Annotated in this window: 13 protein-coding genes; 6 read left to right on the top strand and 7 right to left on the bottom strand. The window is 64.8% G+C overall.

Annotated elements, in window-relative coordinates; all coding sequences use genetic code 11:
- Nucleotides 1-27 precede the first annotated feature (27 nt).
- The 7 genes from ABIA90_RS29430 to ABIA90_RS29400 form a co-directional block, all read right to left on the bottom strand.
- Nucleotides 28-591 carry a thioredoxin family protein gene (locus tag ABIA90_RS29430; RefSeq protein ID WP_354118963.1) on the bottom strand — a complete coding sequence of 188 codons (564 nt, stop codon included), beginning with the start codon at nucleotides 589-591 and terminating at the stop codon, nucleotides 28-30.
- Nucleotides 592-622: 31 nt separating this feature from the next.
- Complete coding sequence (locus ABIA90_RS29425) at nucleotides 623-1321, bottom strand: cytochrome c biogenesis CcdA family protein (RefSeq protein ID WP_063979953.1); 699 nt, start codon at nucleotides 1319-1321, stop codon at nucleotides 623-625.
- A 434-nt stretch (nucleotides 1322-1755) separates the two neighbouring features.
- Nucleotides 1756-2367 (bottom strand): sigma-70 family RNA polymerase sigma factor, encoded by a 612-nt coding sequence (locus tag ABIA90_RS29420; protein ID WP_028151983.1) that lies wholly within the window; start codon nucleotides 2365-2367, stop codon nucleotides 1756-1758.
- A 321-nt stretch (nucleotides 2368-2688) separates the two neighbouring features.
- Nucleotides 2689-3420 (bottom strand): response regulator, encoded by a 732-nt coding sequence (locus ABIA90_RS29415; RefSeq protein WP_166348014.1) that lies wholly within the window; start codon nucleotides 3418-3420, stop codon nucleotides 2689-2691.
- A 24-nt stretch (nucleotides 3421-3444) separates the two neighbouring features.
- Entirely contained in the window at nucleotides 3445-5190 is a 1746-nt protein-coding gene (locus ABIA90_RS29410; protein WP_063979952.1) for an ATP-binding response regulator, read from the bottom strand.
- A complete protein-coding gene (locus ABIA90_RS29405) occupies nucleotides 5160-7160 on the bottom strand; it encodes a sensor histidine kinase (protein WP_223154137.1) in 2001 nt (666 codons plus the stop codon). Before ABIA90_RS29405 ends, ABIA90_RS29410 begins: the two co-directional genes overlap by 31 nt.
- An 83-nt stretch (nucleotides 7161-7243) precedes the next feature.
- Complete coding sequence (locus ABIA90_RS29400) at nucleotides 7244-8239, bottom strand: TRAP transporter substrate-binding protein (protein WP_354118962.1); 996 nt, start codon at nucleotides 8237-8239, stop codon at nucleotides 7244-7246.
- Between the two features lie 143 nt (nucleotides 8240-8382).
- Here ABIA90_RS29400 and ugpB point away from each other — a divergent pair, with 143 nt between their 5' ends.
- The 6 genes from ugpB to ABIA90_RS29370 all read left to right on the top strand — a co-directional run.
- On the top strand, nucleotides 8383-9765 hold the full coding sequence (gene ugpB / locus ABIA90_RS29395) for a sn-glycerol-3-phosphate ABC transporter substrate-binding protein UgpB (protein ID WP_354113879.1): 1383 nt from the start codon (nucleotides 8383-8385) through the stop codon (nucleotides 9763-9765).
- 191 nt (nucleotides 9766-9956) lie between these two features.
- Nucleotides 9957-10904: an aminoglycoside phosphotransferase family protein gene (locus ABIA90_RS29390; RefSeq protein WP_354118961.1), complete on the top strand. Its 948-nt coding sequence runs from the start codon at nucleotides 9957-9959 to the stop codon at nucleotides 10902-10904.
- Between the two features lie 246 nt (nucleotides 10905-11150).
- Nucleotides 11151-12773 (top strand): ABC transporter substrate-binding protein, encoded by a 1623-nt coding sequence (locus tag ABIA90_RS29385; protein ID WP_354118960.1) that lies wholly within the window; start codon nucleotides 11151-11153, stop codon nucleotides 12771-12773.
- Between the two features lie 242 nt (nucleotides 12774-13015).
- Complete coding sequence (locus ABIA90_RS29380) at nucleotides 13016-14029, top strand: ABC transporter permease (RefSeq protein ID WP_354118959.1); 1014 nt, start codon at nucleotides 13016-13018, stop codon at nucleotides 14027-14029.
- A 3-nt stretch (nucleotides 14030-14032) separates the two neighbouring features.
- Nucleotides 14033-14932 carry an ABC transporter permease gene (locus tag ABIA90_RS29375; protein ID WP_028155196.1) on the top strand — a complete coding sequence of 300 codons (900 nt, stop codon included), beginning with the start codon at nucleotides 14033-14035 and terminating at the stop codon, nucleotides 14930-14932.
- Nucleotides 14933-15026: 94 nt separating this feature from the next.
- A partial coding sequence (locus tag ABIA90_RS29370; protein ID WP_354122489.1) for an ABC transporter ATP-binding protein occupies nucleotides 15027-16062 on the top strand: 1036 nt, incomplete at its 3' end.

Below are 16062 nucleotides of genomic sequence, written 5' to 3'. Positions count from 1 at the left end.
AACAACGGCGGCAGCGGCGATCCGGCCTCAGCTGTTGGCGTTCAGCAGCTTTGCCACGGTGCGGTCGATCTCGTCGTAGCGGCCCTCGCCCTCGTGCTGGAACACGATCTTGCCGTTCTGGTCGATGATGTATTGCGCCGGCCAATACTGGTTCTGGTAGGCGTTCCAGGTCTTGGAATCATTATCCTGCGCCACCGGATAGGTGATGCCGTGGCGCTTGAGCGCGGCCTGCACATTGGCGGCGGAGCGCTCGAACGGGAATTCCGGCGTATGCACGCCGACCACGACGAGGCCCTTGTCCTTGTACTTGGCATAGAGGTCGGTGACGTGCGGCAGCGTGTTGACGCAGTTGACGCAGCCATAGGTCCAGAAGTCGACCAGCACGACCTTGCCGCGGAGGTCGGCGATGCTGAGCGGTTTCGAGTTGAACCAGGTGTTGATGCCGGTGAAATCGGGCGCGGTCTGCTGGCTTGCGGCAGCGGTGACGACAGGGGTGGCGCGCGCGGCCTCGTCGCAGATGCCGGGGATGACGGCGCCTGTCACGGCCATGCCGATCAGTGCGGCGGAGACGGCGAGCAGTTTGAAAGTCATGGAAGCGTCCTCCGGTGAAGATGAGGGATGATCACAGGCCGATCTGGCCGGTGGGATAGAATCCGGTGAGCCACGCCACGATCAGCGTGTCGTATTGGAAATAGGCCGCGACCGCGAAGGCGATCACGACGACACCAAAGCCCTGCTGCAGCCGCGGCGAGATCCGCGCGAGGCTGCGCACGCGCGTGGTCGCAGCCTGTCCACCATAGGCGATCGCGAGCATCGGGATCGCTGCGCCGATGGCATAGGCAATCAACAGCACGCCGGCCCAGCTGGCGTTCTTCGACGTCGCGACCAGCGTCAGGATCGAGCCGAGCACGGGACCGGCGCAGGGCGTCCAGACCAGGCCGAGCGTGGTGCCGAGCACGAGGCCGCCAAGCGCACCCTCGCGCTGCACGGCGCCGGCATTGCCGAGATCGAGCCAGCCATTGAGCCGGATCGACAGCCATTCGAACGGCGCCGGCCACAGCATCAACAGGCCGAAGCCGAGCAGCAGGATCGACGCGGCCTCGCGCAGCACGTTCGGATCGAAATCGAACAGCCGCGTGATCGCACCCAACAGCAGCGCGGTCGCCGAGAACGAGACGACGAAGCCGAGCGCGATCATCGCGGGCCGCAAGTGCCCCGCCCGCCCGATCGAGGCGCCGAGCAGGATCGGCAGCATCGGCAGCGTGCAGGGCGCGGCGATGGTGAGGATGCCGGCAAGGACGGCGAAGACAAGTTCGAGCATCGGGCACTCGCGCAGGAGGTCACGAGGGCAGTTCGGGATGGATGCGCGCGTTGTTACGTGGCGTCACACGTTCGTGAGGGGGCGGCTGCTTGGTGTGGGGCGTGCCGGGCGGCATTGCGAGGCAGCCCTGTTGGCCACGGCGCCGGCGCGCTCCCTCCCCCGCAAGGGGGGAGGGAATGATGGAGCGGTGCCCGCCTCACTTGGGTGGCGAGAATGGGCCTCAGCCCGCCAAACACAAAACGACCCGGAGGGGGGCATCCCGTCCGGGTCGCTGGAAGTCTTGGGAGGTTTAACGAAACCGTATGTGAGCTTTATAGGAGGGAAGTTTTTCCGCCTGATGTTGTGCTTTGTTTCAATTATTTCGTCGGCGGTAACACTTCCGTGTCCGGGGACAGGGGCGAAAGTTCGGTCCTATCCCATTGAAATCCTTGGTCTTAGGCGGCGAAACGGTCGACGCCGGCGCCCTTAAGCAAATCGGCCAGTTGCTTGCGGGCATAGAACATCCGGGTCTTCACCGTGCTCTGCGGGATGCCGATGATCTGGCCGACCTCCTCCACCGACTTCTCATGGTAGTAGACGAGGTTGATGATCTCGCGATGCGCGGGCGACAGCTTTTGCACGCAGGCGCGCAGGATGGCGCTGGTGTCGTTGCGGTCGAGCGAGGTCTCCGGCGTCTCGGCATCGTCAGGAATCTGGCGCACGTCGTCCTGGTCGATGTCCTCGAAGCGGCGCTGGCGCATCGCGGTCAGCGCCTTGAAGCGTGCGATCGAGAGCAGCCAGGTCGAAACCTGCGAGCGGCCCTGGAACTGGCCCGCGGTGCGCCACACGTCGAGGAACACCTGGCTGACGAGGTCTTCGGCCGTGGTCGCGTCACGCACGATGCGCAGGATGAAGCGATAAACCCGCACATTGTGCCGGCAATAGAGGATGTGCATGGACGTCCGGTTGCCGTCCGCAATGCTCTCCAGGAGCATGTCGTCCGAGGTCGCCTGAGCGGCAATGATGCTCTGGCTGGCTTGGGCGTTGATGGCGATGACGTTCGGCATTGACTTAGCTCCCCGTAGCGCCGCAACCGAGCGGCGTTTCCTTGGACCAAAGTGTTAATCAGCGAACGTTTCGGGACGTCTGCACGAAAAGCGAAAAATGGTTTCGTGCGCCGCCAAATTGTTTCGTCGGACAGGCCGCGACGAAACATTCGGGGCGAAAAGCCGTGGAATTTCAATGTACGGAAAATACGGAGGTCGGGATTGGGGAGCGTCCGGGGCAGCCGGGAACGAAATTCCGGGCTTTGCGTTCGGTCGCGCCGCCCATGCCGTCATTCCGGGGTGTGAAGCGAGCCCGGGACGACAGCGGTAGGTACCGCGCGCTTACGCCTTCTCGCCCGCGGGCGAGAACAGATAGCCGCCGCCGCGGATGGTGCGGATCACGGCTGGCTTGGTCGGGTCGGGCTCGATCTTGCGGCGGATGCGCATGATGCGCAGATCCACGGCGCGGTCGAAGGCTTCGGCGTCGCGCGCATTGGCCAGTTCGAGCAGGCGTTCGCGCGACAGCACGCGCTTCGGATTGGCCGCGAACACCTTGAGCAGCCCGAACTCGGACGCGGTGAGCGGATGCTCGTTGCCTTCGTCGTCGCGCAAGGCCTGCGCTTCGAGGTCGAGCCATTTGGTGCCGAAGCGCACCAATTGATCCTTGTCCGATTTGGCGGGCGTGGTCTCGGCCGCCTTCACCGGCGTGCTTCGCCGCAACACCGAGCGGATGCGCGCCATCAGCTCGCGCAGCTCGCAGGGCTTTGCCACGTAATCGTCGGCGCCGAGCTCGAGGCCGACGACGCGGTCGATCGGGCTCGCGGTCGCCGTCAGCATGATCACGGGCACGTTGATGCGGCTCTTGAGGTCGCGGATGATCGAGAGGCCGTCTTCCTCGGGCATGTTGAGGTCGAGCACAACGAGGTCGGGCATGCTGCCGTCGATCGCGGTGCGCAAACTCTTGCCGCCGTCGCACAGCGTCACGGTGAAGCCGTGCATCTTGAGGTAATCGCCGACCATCTCCCGGGCCGGGGCCTCGTCGTCGACGATCATGATGTGCTGGCTTTGGGTCATATCACTCAGATCTCGGTACTCGAATCACGGCAACTCGGTCGCGGGCAGGGTGATGGTGAAGGTCGATCCCTTGCCGGGACCGTCGCTCTCGGCCGTCACCTCGCCGCCATGCATGTCGATAATACGCTTGACGATGGAAAGCCCAAGCCCCGTCGAGCTCTCGCCCGCGGTCGGTTTGGCCGACAGCCGCTGGAACCGGCCGAACAGGCGGCCGAGATCCTCCGGCGACAGGCCGGCGCCCTCGTCGCTGACGCGGACGACGGTATCGCTGGCCTCATGGGTGACGGCGACGATGATCTTGCCGCCGATCGGGCTGTATTTGATGGCGTTGCTGATCAGATTGTCGATCGCCTCGCGGATGCGGTCGGTGTCGCACATGGTGACGATGTTGGGTGGCGCCGTGACGCTGATCGCCTGCTGCTTGTTGACCGCGAGCGGGTGGTTGGCATCGGCGACCTCTTTCACCAGCGCCGCGACGTCGACCGGCTCGCGGCGGATGGTGATGTCGAAGGCATCGGCCATCGCGTCGGAGATCAGATGATCGACCATCGTGGTCAGGCGCTTCGTCGCATCGCGGATGTGATCGACCTGGGCGACCACGCCGTCGGACGAGGCGCCGGTCGAGATCAGCTCCTTCAGCATCTCGGTGCGGCCGAGGATCACGCCCAGCGGGTTCTTGAGGTCGTGGGCGACGGTGCCGAGAATCTCGTTCTTGAAGCCGTTGGCGCGCTGCAGCCGCAGCCATTGCGCCGAGAGGCGGCGGTTGGCCTGCATCAGCGCGCGGGTGCGCTGGGCGACGCGGTCCTCGAGCTGCGTGTTGGCGTCCTGGAGCTGCTGGTAGAGGATGACGTTGTCGAAGGCGATCGAGAGCCGGCTGGAGAAGATCTCGACCAGCGAGCGGTCGGTCTCGGACAGCTCGCGTTCGGCCTGCAGCAGCACCACCACCTCACGGCCGGAGCCGGTCCGCAGATAGATCACGCTGCGGTGGTCGGCGAATTCGTTCTTGCGGCCCTGGAACGCGGCTTCCACCATCGTCCGCAGATCGGGGTCGAGCGCCTTCGACGAGGTCGTGCCGATGAAGCGGCTGTAGCAGCCGCTGCCGGCGAGCACGGAGAGCTCGGGGTCCACGCCGCCATTGTCGCGCAGCACCAGTATGCCAGCGCAATCGACATTGAGCAGCGAGGCGAGCTGGGTCAGCACGCCCTCGGCGAGACGCTGCATCGACTTGAAGTCGTACAGCGTCGAGGCGGCGTCGATGATGATCTCGAGCCCGCGCCGCGTCTGCACCATGCGCTCGAGCTGCTGATAGGAGCGCAGCGCCGCGGTCAGCGAGGTGAACAGCTTGTCGGCGGTGAGCTCGGTCTTGGCCTTGTAGTCGTTGATGTCGTACTGGACGATCACGCGCCGCTCCGGCGCCTGGCCGGGCTGTCCCGTGCGCAGGATGATACGCACGGTCTCGTTCTTGAGCTCGTTGCGGATGAACTCGACCAGCTCGAGGCCGGCGACATCGGTCTCCATGATGACGTCGAGCAGCACGGCGGCGATATCGCCATGCGCGGCCATCAGCTTGCGACCTTCCGCCGCGGAATGGGCGGAGAGGATCTCCAGCCCCTGGCCGTTGAGGCTGTAGTCGGACAGCGCGAAGCGGGTGCCGTCATGCACGGCCGGATCGTCGTCGATGACGGCGATCTTCCACTTCCGTGCGTTCTGGTCCTCCGGTGCGGTACCGGTATCGTCGATCAGGTGGAGGACATCGTCCTGTTCGGCCATTGAGAAGTCCCGTCAGTCTCTGTGCTTTGCGCGCCGCCCTTGGCGACCCGGGGCATGATAATGCGAAAAGTAGTGCCTTGTCCCAGCTTGGATTCCAGCATCATGCGCCCGCCGAGCTGCTGGGTGACAAGGTTATAGACGATATGCAAGCCGAGTCCCGTACCACCTTCATTGCGCCGGGTGGTAAAGAATGGGTCAAAGGCCTGGCGCTGCACGTCAGGGGTCATGCCGGCCCCGTCATCGGCGAAGATGATCTCGATGTCGTCGGTCCCGCGCGGCCGCGCCGAGATCGTGATCGTGCCGGCGCGGCCGTCGGCAAAGGCGTGGTTGGCGGCGTTGAGGAAGAGGTTGGTCAGGATCTGGCCGTAGGAGCCGGGATAGCCGTCGAGCAGGAGCCCCTCGGGCACGTCGGCCTGGAGCGTGATCGGCGAGCGCTTCAGGACCGGACGCAGGCTGGCGATGATCTGGTCGGTGGCTTCGCTGAGTGAGAACTGCCGCCGCTCGGCATGCGAGCGGTCGACCGCGACCTGCTTGAACGACTGGATCAGCTCGCCGGCGCGGGTGAGGTTGGCGACGAGCTGCTGCGAGGCGTCGCGCGAGGACTGCACGAATTCCTCCAGCTGCGAGCGGCGCAGGCCGCCGTCGCCCTTGAGCTGGGCCTCGAAGATCTCGGTGCGCCGGGCGAAGCTGGAAGCGACGGTCAGGCTGATGCCGATCGGGTTGTTGACCTCGTGCGCGACGCCGGCGACGAGGCCGCCGAGCGCCGCCAGCCGTTCGGCGTCGATCAAATTCTGCTGCGCGGTGTTGAGCTCGAGCAGCGCGCTTTCGGCCTTCTCCTTGGACGCGCGCAGCTCGTCCTCGGTCTCGCGCTTCGCGATCGCGTTCTCGCGGAACACCTCGACGGCGCGCGCCATGGCGCCGACCTCGTCGCGTGCCTTGGTGCCCTGCACCTCGCGGTCGAGGTCGCCGAGCGTGATCGCGCGCATCGCGGTCATGATCTGCTGCAGCGGCAGGCGGATCGACAGCGCGATCAGCACGCCGGCGGTGAGGATGATGCCGAGAAAGATCACCGCGATCGACAGCACCCGCCGCGAGATATCGGCGAGGGTGCGATCAAACGTCTCCTGCGCCTTCTGCTCGCGCTGGCGCATCTTGGTGGAGAGGTCGTCGATGGCGCCGATCGCCTCGGCCTGGCTGGCGTCGATGGTGTTGCGCAGCAATTCGGTGCGGCTCGTCAGCTGCTCGGAGAGTTTTGCAAAACCCTCGCGCAGCGCCATGGTGCGGGTCCCGAGCCGCTGCAGCGCCATGCGCTGCAGGTCGTTGTCGGCGAGATCGATCATGACCGGAATGGTCTTCTCGATCGTCTCGGTGTTGCGGCGCGCGTCGTCGGCGGCACCCGGCGAGAGCGAGAGATAATAGGAATTCGCCGCGACCAGCATCGCGGTGAAGGCCTCGCGCGACTTGCCGAGCGAGGGCCAGATTAAGGCGTCGCGATGGCCGGTGGCGCCTTCGATGATGGAATAGAGACCGGCCATGTCCCTGGCCGGGCCCTGCACCTGCTCCTCATAGGTCTTGGCGATGGTCGCCTGCACGCTGCGCAGCTCGCCGAAGCCGTTGAGGAAGCGGTCGGTGGTGCGCTCCAGCTCCTCGACCGAGCCCGACAGCATCGGGTCCTTGGCGGCACGGTCGGTCAGCGTGCCCAGCACCGCCTCGCGCAGCAGCAGGATCTCGGCAAACAGGTCCGGGCTCGGCTGGTTGATGTAGCGGTGGATCAGATTGTGCAGGCGCCCGGTCTCGCTCTCGAGCAGCGCCAGGATACGATCGGACTCGCGCACCTGGCGGACGTCGCCCCAGGCCGAGCCCAGCACCTGCGTGCCGTTCCAGATCAGCCCCACCAGCACCACGACCACGGCCGAGTTCAGCGCCGCGATCGACAGGATGCGCCAGCGGATCGGCACCGCGCGGAGCATCCCGACCAGGCGTGCGCGCAGCCGCCCGAGCGGGCCGGGCGGCCTGTCTGCGTGCTCGCTGTGTCCAAGTGCAGCCAAGCGGCTCACTCCACCTTGCGAATGCGTTCGATCAGCGCGGCCGCGGCGGGATCGCGCCCCGCCTTAGCATAGATCGCAGCCATCGCGTCCTCGAACGGCTTGCGGTCGATATCCCTAGCGACGATGATGCCGGCGGCTTCAGCCTCGTGCTGCGACTGCTCCTCGAGGTCGCGCCACTTCTCGCGCATGAACCGGCTGGAGCGAGCCGCGGCCTCGCGGAAGATCTGCTGGTCGTCCGCCGACAGGCTCTTCCAGGCCTTCAGCGAGATCACCAGCACTTCCGGGCTCATCGTGTGCTCGGTGAGCGCGAGGTGGCCGGCATGTTTGTAATGGTCTGTCGTCACGAAAGATGGCCAGTTGTTTTCGGCGCCGTCGATCAGATGGTTGGCAAGCCCGGTGAGCACCTGCCCATAGGGCATCTCGACCGGTTCGGCGCCGAGCGAGCGAATCATCTCGCTCATCAACTCCGACTGCTGCACCCGGATCCGCAATCCCCTGAGGTCGGCGACACTCCGTATCGGACGGACGCCGTTGTAGATCGACCGCGCGCCGGAATCGTAGAAGGCGAGCCCGACGAAGCCGTAGGGCTCGAAACTGCCGAGGATCTCGCTGCCGATCGGCCCGTCCAGCACCTTCTGCATGTGCTCGATGGACCGGAACAGGAACGGCATGGCGAGCACGTTCATCGCCGGGACGAAGTTGCCGATCAGCGCCACATTGGTCCGGTTGAGGTCGATCGCGCCGACCCTGGTCTGCTCGATGGTCTCCTTCTCTTCGCCGAGCTGACGGGAGTGGAACACCTTGATCTCGTGCCGGCCGCCGGTGCGCTCAACGATCAGCGCGCCCATGTAGCGCAGCGCCTGGACGGTCGGGTAATCCTCGGCCTGGGTGTCGGCGGCGCGGAATTCGCGCGCAGCTGCGCCCGTCGCGCAGACCGCGAGCAGAAGCGCGACGAAGATCAACCCGGTCCGCGAGAGTTCGGCACGGTTCAGCACTGGCACACTCAACCCCTCAGTGGTGGAGTCTATGGCGAAGCAAAAAGGTTCAATGCAATCTAGCAGATGGTTGAGGGAAGGCCATCCCGCCGCACCCGGCGGGGGAATTGTGCGGCGCAGCCACCGCTCATTCCCGGTTGAAACAGGAAATGCCGCGCCTTAAGCAGGTACGGTCGCCTTTGCCGCGCGACACGGGAAGAGCCATCGTGATTTCAGCATCGAGTCTTTTGCGGATCCTCGCCGCTTTCATCGTCCTCGCAATGCCTGTTCAGGCGCGCGCCGCAACCGACATCGCGCTGTGGCACGCCATGTCCGGCGAGCTCGGCCGGCAGCTCGAGAAGCTCGCCGCCGATTTCAACGCCTCGCAATCCGATTACCGCATCGTGCCTGCTTACAAGGGCAACTACACCGAGACCGTGACGGCGGCGATCTTCGCCTTCCGCTCGCGCAGCCAGCCGGCGATCGTCCAGGTCAACGAGGTCGCGACCGCCACCATGACCGCGGCCAAGGGCGCGATCTATCCCGTGTTCACCATGATGCGGGACATGAACGAGCCGTTCTCGCTCGGCGATTACCTTCCCGCAGTCTCCGGCTATTACACCGACGCGGCCGGCAATCTGTTGTCCTTCCCGTTCAATTCCTCGACGCCGATCCTCTATTACAACAAGACCATGTTCCGCGACGCGGGCCTCGATCCGGAGACGCCGCCGAAGACATGGCCCGAGCTTGGGCTTGCCGCAAAACGCCTGCGCGAGCGCGGCGCTGTGTGCGGCTTCACCACCTCCTGGCCGTCCTGGATCCACATCGAGAATTTCTCCGCCTTCCACAATCTGCCGCTCGCGACGCGGACCAATGGCTTTGCGGGGCTGGATGCCGAGCTGACCATCAACAACCCGGTCGTCGTGCAACACATCGCCCAGCTCGCCGAGTGGCAGAAGGACAAGGTGTTCGATTACGGCGGCCGCGGGCAGTCGGCCGAGCCGCGCTTCCAGAAGGGCGAATGCGGCATCTTCATCGGCTCCTCGGCGACGCGGGCCGACATCAAGGCGAATTCGAAGTTCGATATCGGCTACGGCATGATGCCGTACTGGCCCGATGTGAAGAACGCGCCGCAGAATTCGATCATCGGCGGCGCCACGCTGTGGGTGCTGCGCGACCGCCCGCGCGCGGAATACAAGGGCGTGGCGCGGTTCTTCGCCTATCTGTCGCAGCCCGGCGTGCAGGCCGCCTGGCACCAGAACACCGGCTATCTGCCGATCACCCGCGCCGCCTTCGAGCTGACGCGCGCGCAGGGTTTTTACGAGCGCAATCCGGGCTCCGCGATCTCGTTCGAGGAGATCACGCTGCATCAGCCGACGGAGAACTCGAAGGGCATCCGGCTCGGCTCCTTCGTGCTGATCCGCGGCGCAATCGAGGACGAGCTGGAGCAGGCCTTTACCGGCCAGAAGGGCGCGCAGGCAGCGCTCGATGCCGCGGTCGAGCGCGGCAACAAGCTGCTGCGCCAGTTCGAGCGCGCCAGCCCGGACCGGTAGCGTATGCCTGAGCGCGCGCCTCGTCCTTCGAGACGACCGCTTCGCGGTCTCCTCAGGATGAGGCTAAGCGGCATCGGTGCCTGCCAAAATCGCTGCCACGCACTCCGCCCTCATCCTGAGGAGCCCGCCAAAGCGGGCGTCTCGAAGGATGGGCCGAGAGGGGAACTGCTTTTGAAATGCATAAGGTTGCGATGTCGATGAAACTACCTCACTTCACCGACGCGGACAGCTTTCTCGCCTTTCGCTCTGATCCACGGCAATGGCTGGGAATTGCGATCGACATCGCGCGCAGCCATGGTCTCGATACCAGTTCGCCGCACGTGTTTGCGACCGGCACCAATCTCGTCGTCGGCCTCAGTGAGAAGCTGATCCTGAAAATCTTCCCGCCGCTGTTGCGCGCGCAATTCGTCTCCGAACGCGGGTCCCTGGCGCAGCTTGCCGGCCGCCTTCATCTGCCGATCCCGGAGATCGTCGCGGAGGGTGAGCGCGACGGCTGGCCTTACCTCGTCATCACGCGCCTTGCCGGCACGCTCGGCTCGGAGGTGTGGCCGCAATTGGCCGAAGCGCAGAAGGAGCGCCTGCTGCGCCAGATCGGCGAGACCATCGCCGCCGTGCAGCGCGCGCCGCTTGGATCGCTGGTGGAGATCGAGCCGCGCTGGGATGCGTTCATGCGCGCCCAGATGCAAGGCTGCAGGGCGCGGCACATGCGCCTCGGCCTTGCACCGAAATTCCTCGAAGGCCTCGACGATCTCCTGCGTGACGCTGCAAAACTGATCCCGATGGATGCGCCGCCGGTGATCCTGGTCGGCGAATATATCCCTCAGAACTTCCTGCTCGCCTGTCATGACGATCAATGGTCGCTCGCGGGCCTGTTCGACTTCGGCGACGTGCTGACGGGATGGCGCGACTACGATCTGCTCGGCCCCGGCGCCTTCATGGCGGCGGGCCGGCCGGGGAGGGTGCGCAGCCTGCTCGAGGGCTTTGGCTATGCGAAGCTGGATTTCGCACTGAAGCGCCGGCTGATGGCGCTGATGCTGCTGCACCGCGCCAGCGACCTCAACAGCCACGTCTGTATCGATGGTTGGCAGGACAGGGCGAACGATCTCGTCGAACTCCAGGATCTGATCTGGTCGGGCTGAACCGCCCAGGCCATCTGCGACGTCCTGCTCAATCCGGCAGCGCTCAATCTTTCAGCTTATTTTTGGAGCAGAATCGCATCTTTGTATGCAATTGACCGGCTTGCCCAAAAGGCGATCAGCCGCCGAAATCACAAAAATATCGATTGGAATCAACGCTTTATCTGGAAAATAAGATCCCATTAAGCGCTGGCACGAACCTTGCGAATCCTTGTTCCAACCAGAAACTTTTGCGTTGGAGCATTTTCCATGAAGCGCCGCGATTTCCTCAAGTCCGTGTCCGGATTGGCCGCAGGCGCGGCGCTTCCGGCGATGCCACAGGTCATCTCCACCGCCTATGCCGATGCGCGTTCGGAGACGCTGCTGATCGTCTCGGAAGGCGGCCCGAACAATCTCGACATCCACGGCGTCGGCACCAACGTGCCCGGCTACGAAGTGTCGTGGAATTGCTACGACCGCCTGATCAGCCACGAGATGAAGGCCGGCCCTGGCGGCGTGCCCTATTACGACCGCGACAAGTTCAAGGGCGAACTCGCCGAGGAGATGAAGATCGACGACATGTCGGTCACCTTCAAGCTGCGCAAGAACGCCAAATTCCACGACGGCACGCCTGTCACCGCCAAGGACGTGAAGTGGTCGCTTGACCGCGCCGTCAGCGTCGGCGGCTTCCCAACCTTCCAGATGAGCGCGGGCTCGCTGACCAAGCCGGAGCAGTTCGTCGTGATCGACGACACCACCGTGCGCGTCGACTTCCTGAAGAAGGACAAGCTGACGATCCCCGATCTCGCGGTCATCGTGCCCTGCATCGTCAACTCCGAGCTGGTGAAGAAGAACGCCAGTGAGAAGGACCCCTGGGGTCTCGAATTCACCAAGCAGCAGACCGCGGGCTCCGGCGCCTACAAGGTGACGAAGTGGACCGCCGGCACCGAAGTCATCATGGAGCGCAACGAGGATTGGGTCTGCGGTCCATTGCCGAAGATCAAGCGCGTGATCTGGCGCATGGTGCCGCAGGCCGGCAACCGCCGCGCGCTGCTGGAGCGGGGCGACGCCGACATCTCCTACGAGCTGCCCAACAAGGATTTTCAGGAGATGAAGGCGAACGGCAAGCTCAACGTCGTGTCGCTGCCGTTCTCCAACGGCATCCAGTATATCGGCATGAACGTCACCAAGCCGCCGTTCGATAATCCAAAAGTTCGCCAGGCGGTTGCCTATGCGCTGCCCTATCAGAAGATCATGGACGCGGTGATGTTCGGCCTCGCCAACCCGATGTTCGGCGCGCCCAAGGACAAGCCGACCGAAGTCGCCTGGCCGCAGCCGCACAAATACAACACCGACATCGAGAAGGCGAAAGCGCTGATGGCGGAGGCAGGCCTCGCCAACGGCTTCGAGACCACGATCTCGTTCGATCTCAACTTCGCGGGCGTCAACGAGCCGCTCTGCGTGCTGGTGCAGGAGAGCCTCGCGCAGATCGGCATCAAGACCACCATCAACAAGGTGCCCGGCGCCAACTGGCGCACCGAGTTGAACAAGAAGGAGATGCCGCTCTTCACCAACGTGTTCTCGGGCTGGCTCGATTACCCCGAGTACTTCTTCTACTGGTGCTATCACGGCAACAATTCCGTCTTCAACACCATGAGCTACAAGTCGGCGGAGATGGACAAGCTGATCGACGGCGCCCGCACGGCGGCGGCGACCGGCGACACCGCGACCTACGATGCCGACGTGAAGGGCTTCGTCGATCTCGCTTTCACCGACATCCCGCGCATCCCGCTCTACCAGCCCTTCGTCAACGTCGCGATGCAGAAGAACATCAGCGGCTACCAATACTGGTTCCACCGGAGGCTGGATTACCGCGCGCTGGTGAAGGGGTGAGCCGTCATGCTGATCGTCGGCGACGCATCGGCATGTGGTGGTCTTCCGGACTCGAGTGAGGTGGCCACCGCCCTCTCATTCCCTCCCCCCTTGCGGGGGAGGGGCAGGGAGAGGGGTAGCCACGAATTCCGACCTCTCCCGGAGCCACCCCTCTCCCTAACCCTCCCCCGCAAGGGGGGAGGGAACGCAGCGGTGCAAGCGGCGCGATCTCATTTCCAACCTGAGCGCACGAGGAGGTCACCATGCTGACCATGATCGGCAAGCGTCTGATGTTCGCGATTCCCTCGCTGATCGGGGTCGTCATCGTCACCTTCCTGCTGACGCGCGCGTTGCCCGGTGATCCCGCCGCCTACTTCGCCGGTCCCGCAGCGACCAAGGAAGCCGTCGAGCAGATCCGCAAGAAGCTCGGCCTCGACAGGCCGCTGATCGAGCAGTTCTTCCGCTACACCAACGACCTCGCCCATGGCGATTTCGGCAACTCGCTCACCACGGGACAGCCGGTCGCGGCCGAGATCCGCAACCGCCTGCCGGCTTCCGCCGAGCTGACGCTGCTCGGCCTCATCGTTTCGGTCGTGATCGCCATTCCGCTCGGCGTGCTGGCGGCGACGCGACCGGGATCATGGGTCGACCATCTCTGCCGGGTCACGACGACGGCGGGCGTGTCGTTGCCGGTGTTCTTCACCGGCCTCGTGCTGGTCTATGTCTTCTATTTCCGGCTCGGCTGGTCGCCGGCGCCGCTCGGCCGTCTCGACGTGTTCTACAGCGCGCCGCCGACCATCACCGGCTTCTATCTGATCGACACGCTGATCGCGCGCGACTTCGAGGCGTTCCGCTCGGCGCTGAGCCAGCTCATCCTGCCGGCGACGACGCTCGCGATCTTCTCGCTGGCGCCGATCGCGCGCATGACGCGCGCCTCGATGCTGGCGGTGTTGTCGTCGGAGTTCGTGCGTACGGCGCGCGCCAGCGGCCTGTCGCCGTCGACCGTCATCATCACCTACGCGTTCCGCAATGCGATGCTCCCCGTGATCACCACGCTCAGCATGGTGTTCTCGTTTCTGTTAGGGGCCAACGTGCTGGTGGAAAAAGTGTTCGCCTGGCCCGGCATCGGCTCTTACGCGGTGGAGGCGCTGATCTCGTCCGACTTCGCGCCGGTGCAAGGTTTTGTGCTGACCATGGCGGTCATGTACGTGCTGCTCAATCTCGTGATCGACATTCTCTACGGCGTGATCGATCCGCGTGTCAGGTTGGAGGGCTAAATCATGAGCTCCGTTGCGCCTGCTGTTGAACCCGTCGGCCCTGCGCGGACCTCGGGGCTGGTCGCGATTCTCGAACAGACCCGCTACGTTCTCGGCGAAAACAAGGTCACGGGTTTCGCCTTCGCGTTGCTGATCGTGATCCTCGTCGCGGCGATCTTCGGCCCCTACGTGGTGCCGTATGATCCGCTCGCTTCCGATACCGCCGCGGCGCTGAAGCCGCCGTCGATGGCGCATTGGTTCGGCACCGACCAGCTCGGCCGCGACATTTTTAGCCGCGTCATCGTGGCGACGCGGCTCGATACGTTCATCGCGGTCGCATCCGTCGTGCTGGTGTTCCTGATGGGCGGGCTTGCCGGCATCGCGGCCGGCTATTTCGGTGGCTGGACCGATCGCATCGTCGGCCGCATCGCCGATACCATCATGGCCTTCCCGCTGTTCGTGCTGGCGATGGGTATCGTCGCCGCGCTCGGCAACACCGTGCAGAACATCATCCTGGCCACCGCCATCGTGAACTTCCCGCTCTATGCCCGCGTCGCGCGCGCCGAGGCCAATGTCCGCCGCAATGCCGGCTTCGTGCAGGCCGCGCGGCTCTCCGGCAACGGCGAATTCCGCATCCTGCTCGTGCATATTCTCCCGAACATCATGCCGATCATGATCGTGCAGATGTCGCTGACCATGGGCTACGCCATCCTCAATGCCGCAGGCCTCTCCTTCATCGGCCTCGGCGTCCGCCCGCCGACCGCCGAATGGGGCATCATGGTCGCGGAAGGCGCGGGCTTCATGGTGTCGGGCGAATGGTGGATCGCGCTATTCCCCGGCCTTGCTCTGATGATCGCCGTGTTCTGCTTCAACCTCCTCGGCGACGGCCTCCGCGACATCGTCGACCCGCAGCGGAGGACGTGATGGCAAATTTCCGTCAAAAATTCTCCAATAATTACAATGCCATTCTACTGTGCATGGGGTTGTTTTCGCACTTTTTGAGTGACGGGAGGCCTTCATGACCGCCCAGCCGCTGCTCGACGTCCAGGACCTCACGGTCGAATTCACCACCCGCCGCGGCATCGTCAAAGCCGTGCAGCACGTCAACATCTCCGTTGCCAAGGGCGAGACGCTCGCCATCGTCGGCGAGTCCGGCTCGGGCAAGTCGGTGACGTCCTATGCAGTGATGCGCATCCTCGATCGGGCGGGGCGGATCGCCGAAGGCTCGGTGATGTTCTCCGGCATCGACGTGAAGGCCGCGACCGAAGACCAGATGCGCGACCTGCGCGGTCGCGAAGTCTCGATGATCTTCCAGAACCCGCGCGCCGCGCTGAACCCGATCCGGAAAGTCGGCGATCAGATCGAGGACGTCTTGCGCACCCATGTGCAGCAGGCGATGGTTTCGGATCACGGCGAGAAGGCGATCGAGGCGCTGGAGCAGGTCAAGATCGCCCGCCCGCGCGAGCGGTACCACGCCTATCCGTTCGAACTGTCAGGCGGCATGTGCCAGCGCGTCGTCATCGCGCTTGCGCTCGCATGCAATCCGCAGCTCCTGATCGCGGACGAGCCGACCACCGGCCTCGACGTTACCACCCAGAAGGCGGTGATGGACCTGATCGTCGAGCTGACCAAGCGCAAGGCGATGTCGACGATTCTCATCACCCACGATCTCGGTCTCGCCGCCGCCTATTGCGACCGCGTCGTGGTGATGGAAAAGGGCCGCGTCGTCGAGACCGCAAAGGCTGCCGACATTTTTGCGAACCCGCAGCACCCCTACACCAAGAAGCTGATGCGCGCGACGCCGCGGCTCGGTGTGAGCCTGCGGGATCTGTTGCCGGAGGAAGAGGGGGCTTCCTTCGCCTCTCCCCGCGTGCGGGGAGAGGCCGACGCACGAAGTGCGGCGGGTGAGGGGGGCTCTCCCAGCACCGTGCTCGCGGAGAGGGGGGGGGGGGGGGGGGGCCCCCCCCCCCCCCCCCCCGGGGGGGGGGGGGGGCCCCCCCCCCCCCCCCCACACCGCCGCGCCGCGCAACCCCCCCCCCCGCCCCCCCCCCCCC

Origin of the sequence: Bradyrhizobium sp. LA6.8 (genome assembly GCF_040547935.1) — a bacterium.
GTDB classification, from domain to species: Bacteria; Pseudomonadota; Alphaproteobacteria; order Rhizobiales; family Xanthobacteraceae; genus Bradyrhizobium; species Bradyrhizobium barranii.
This window is presented reverse-complemented; position numbering and strand designations above follow the sequence as displayed.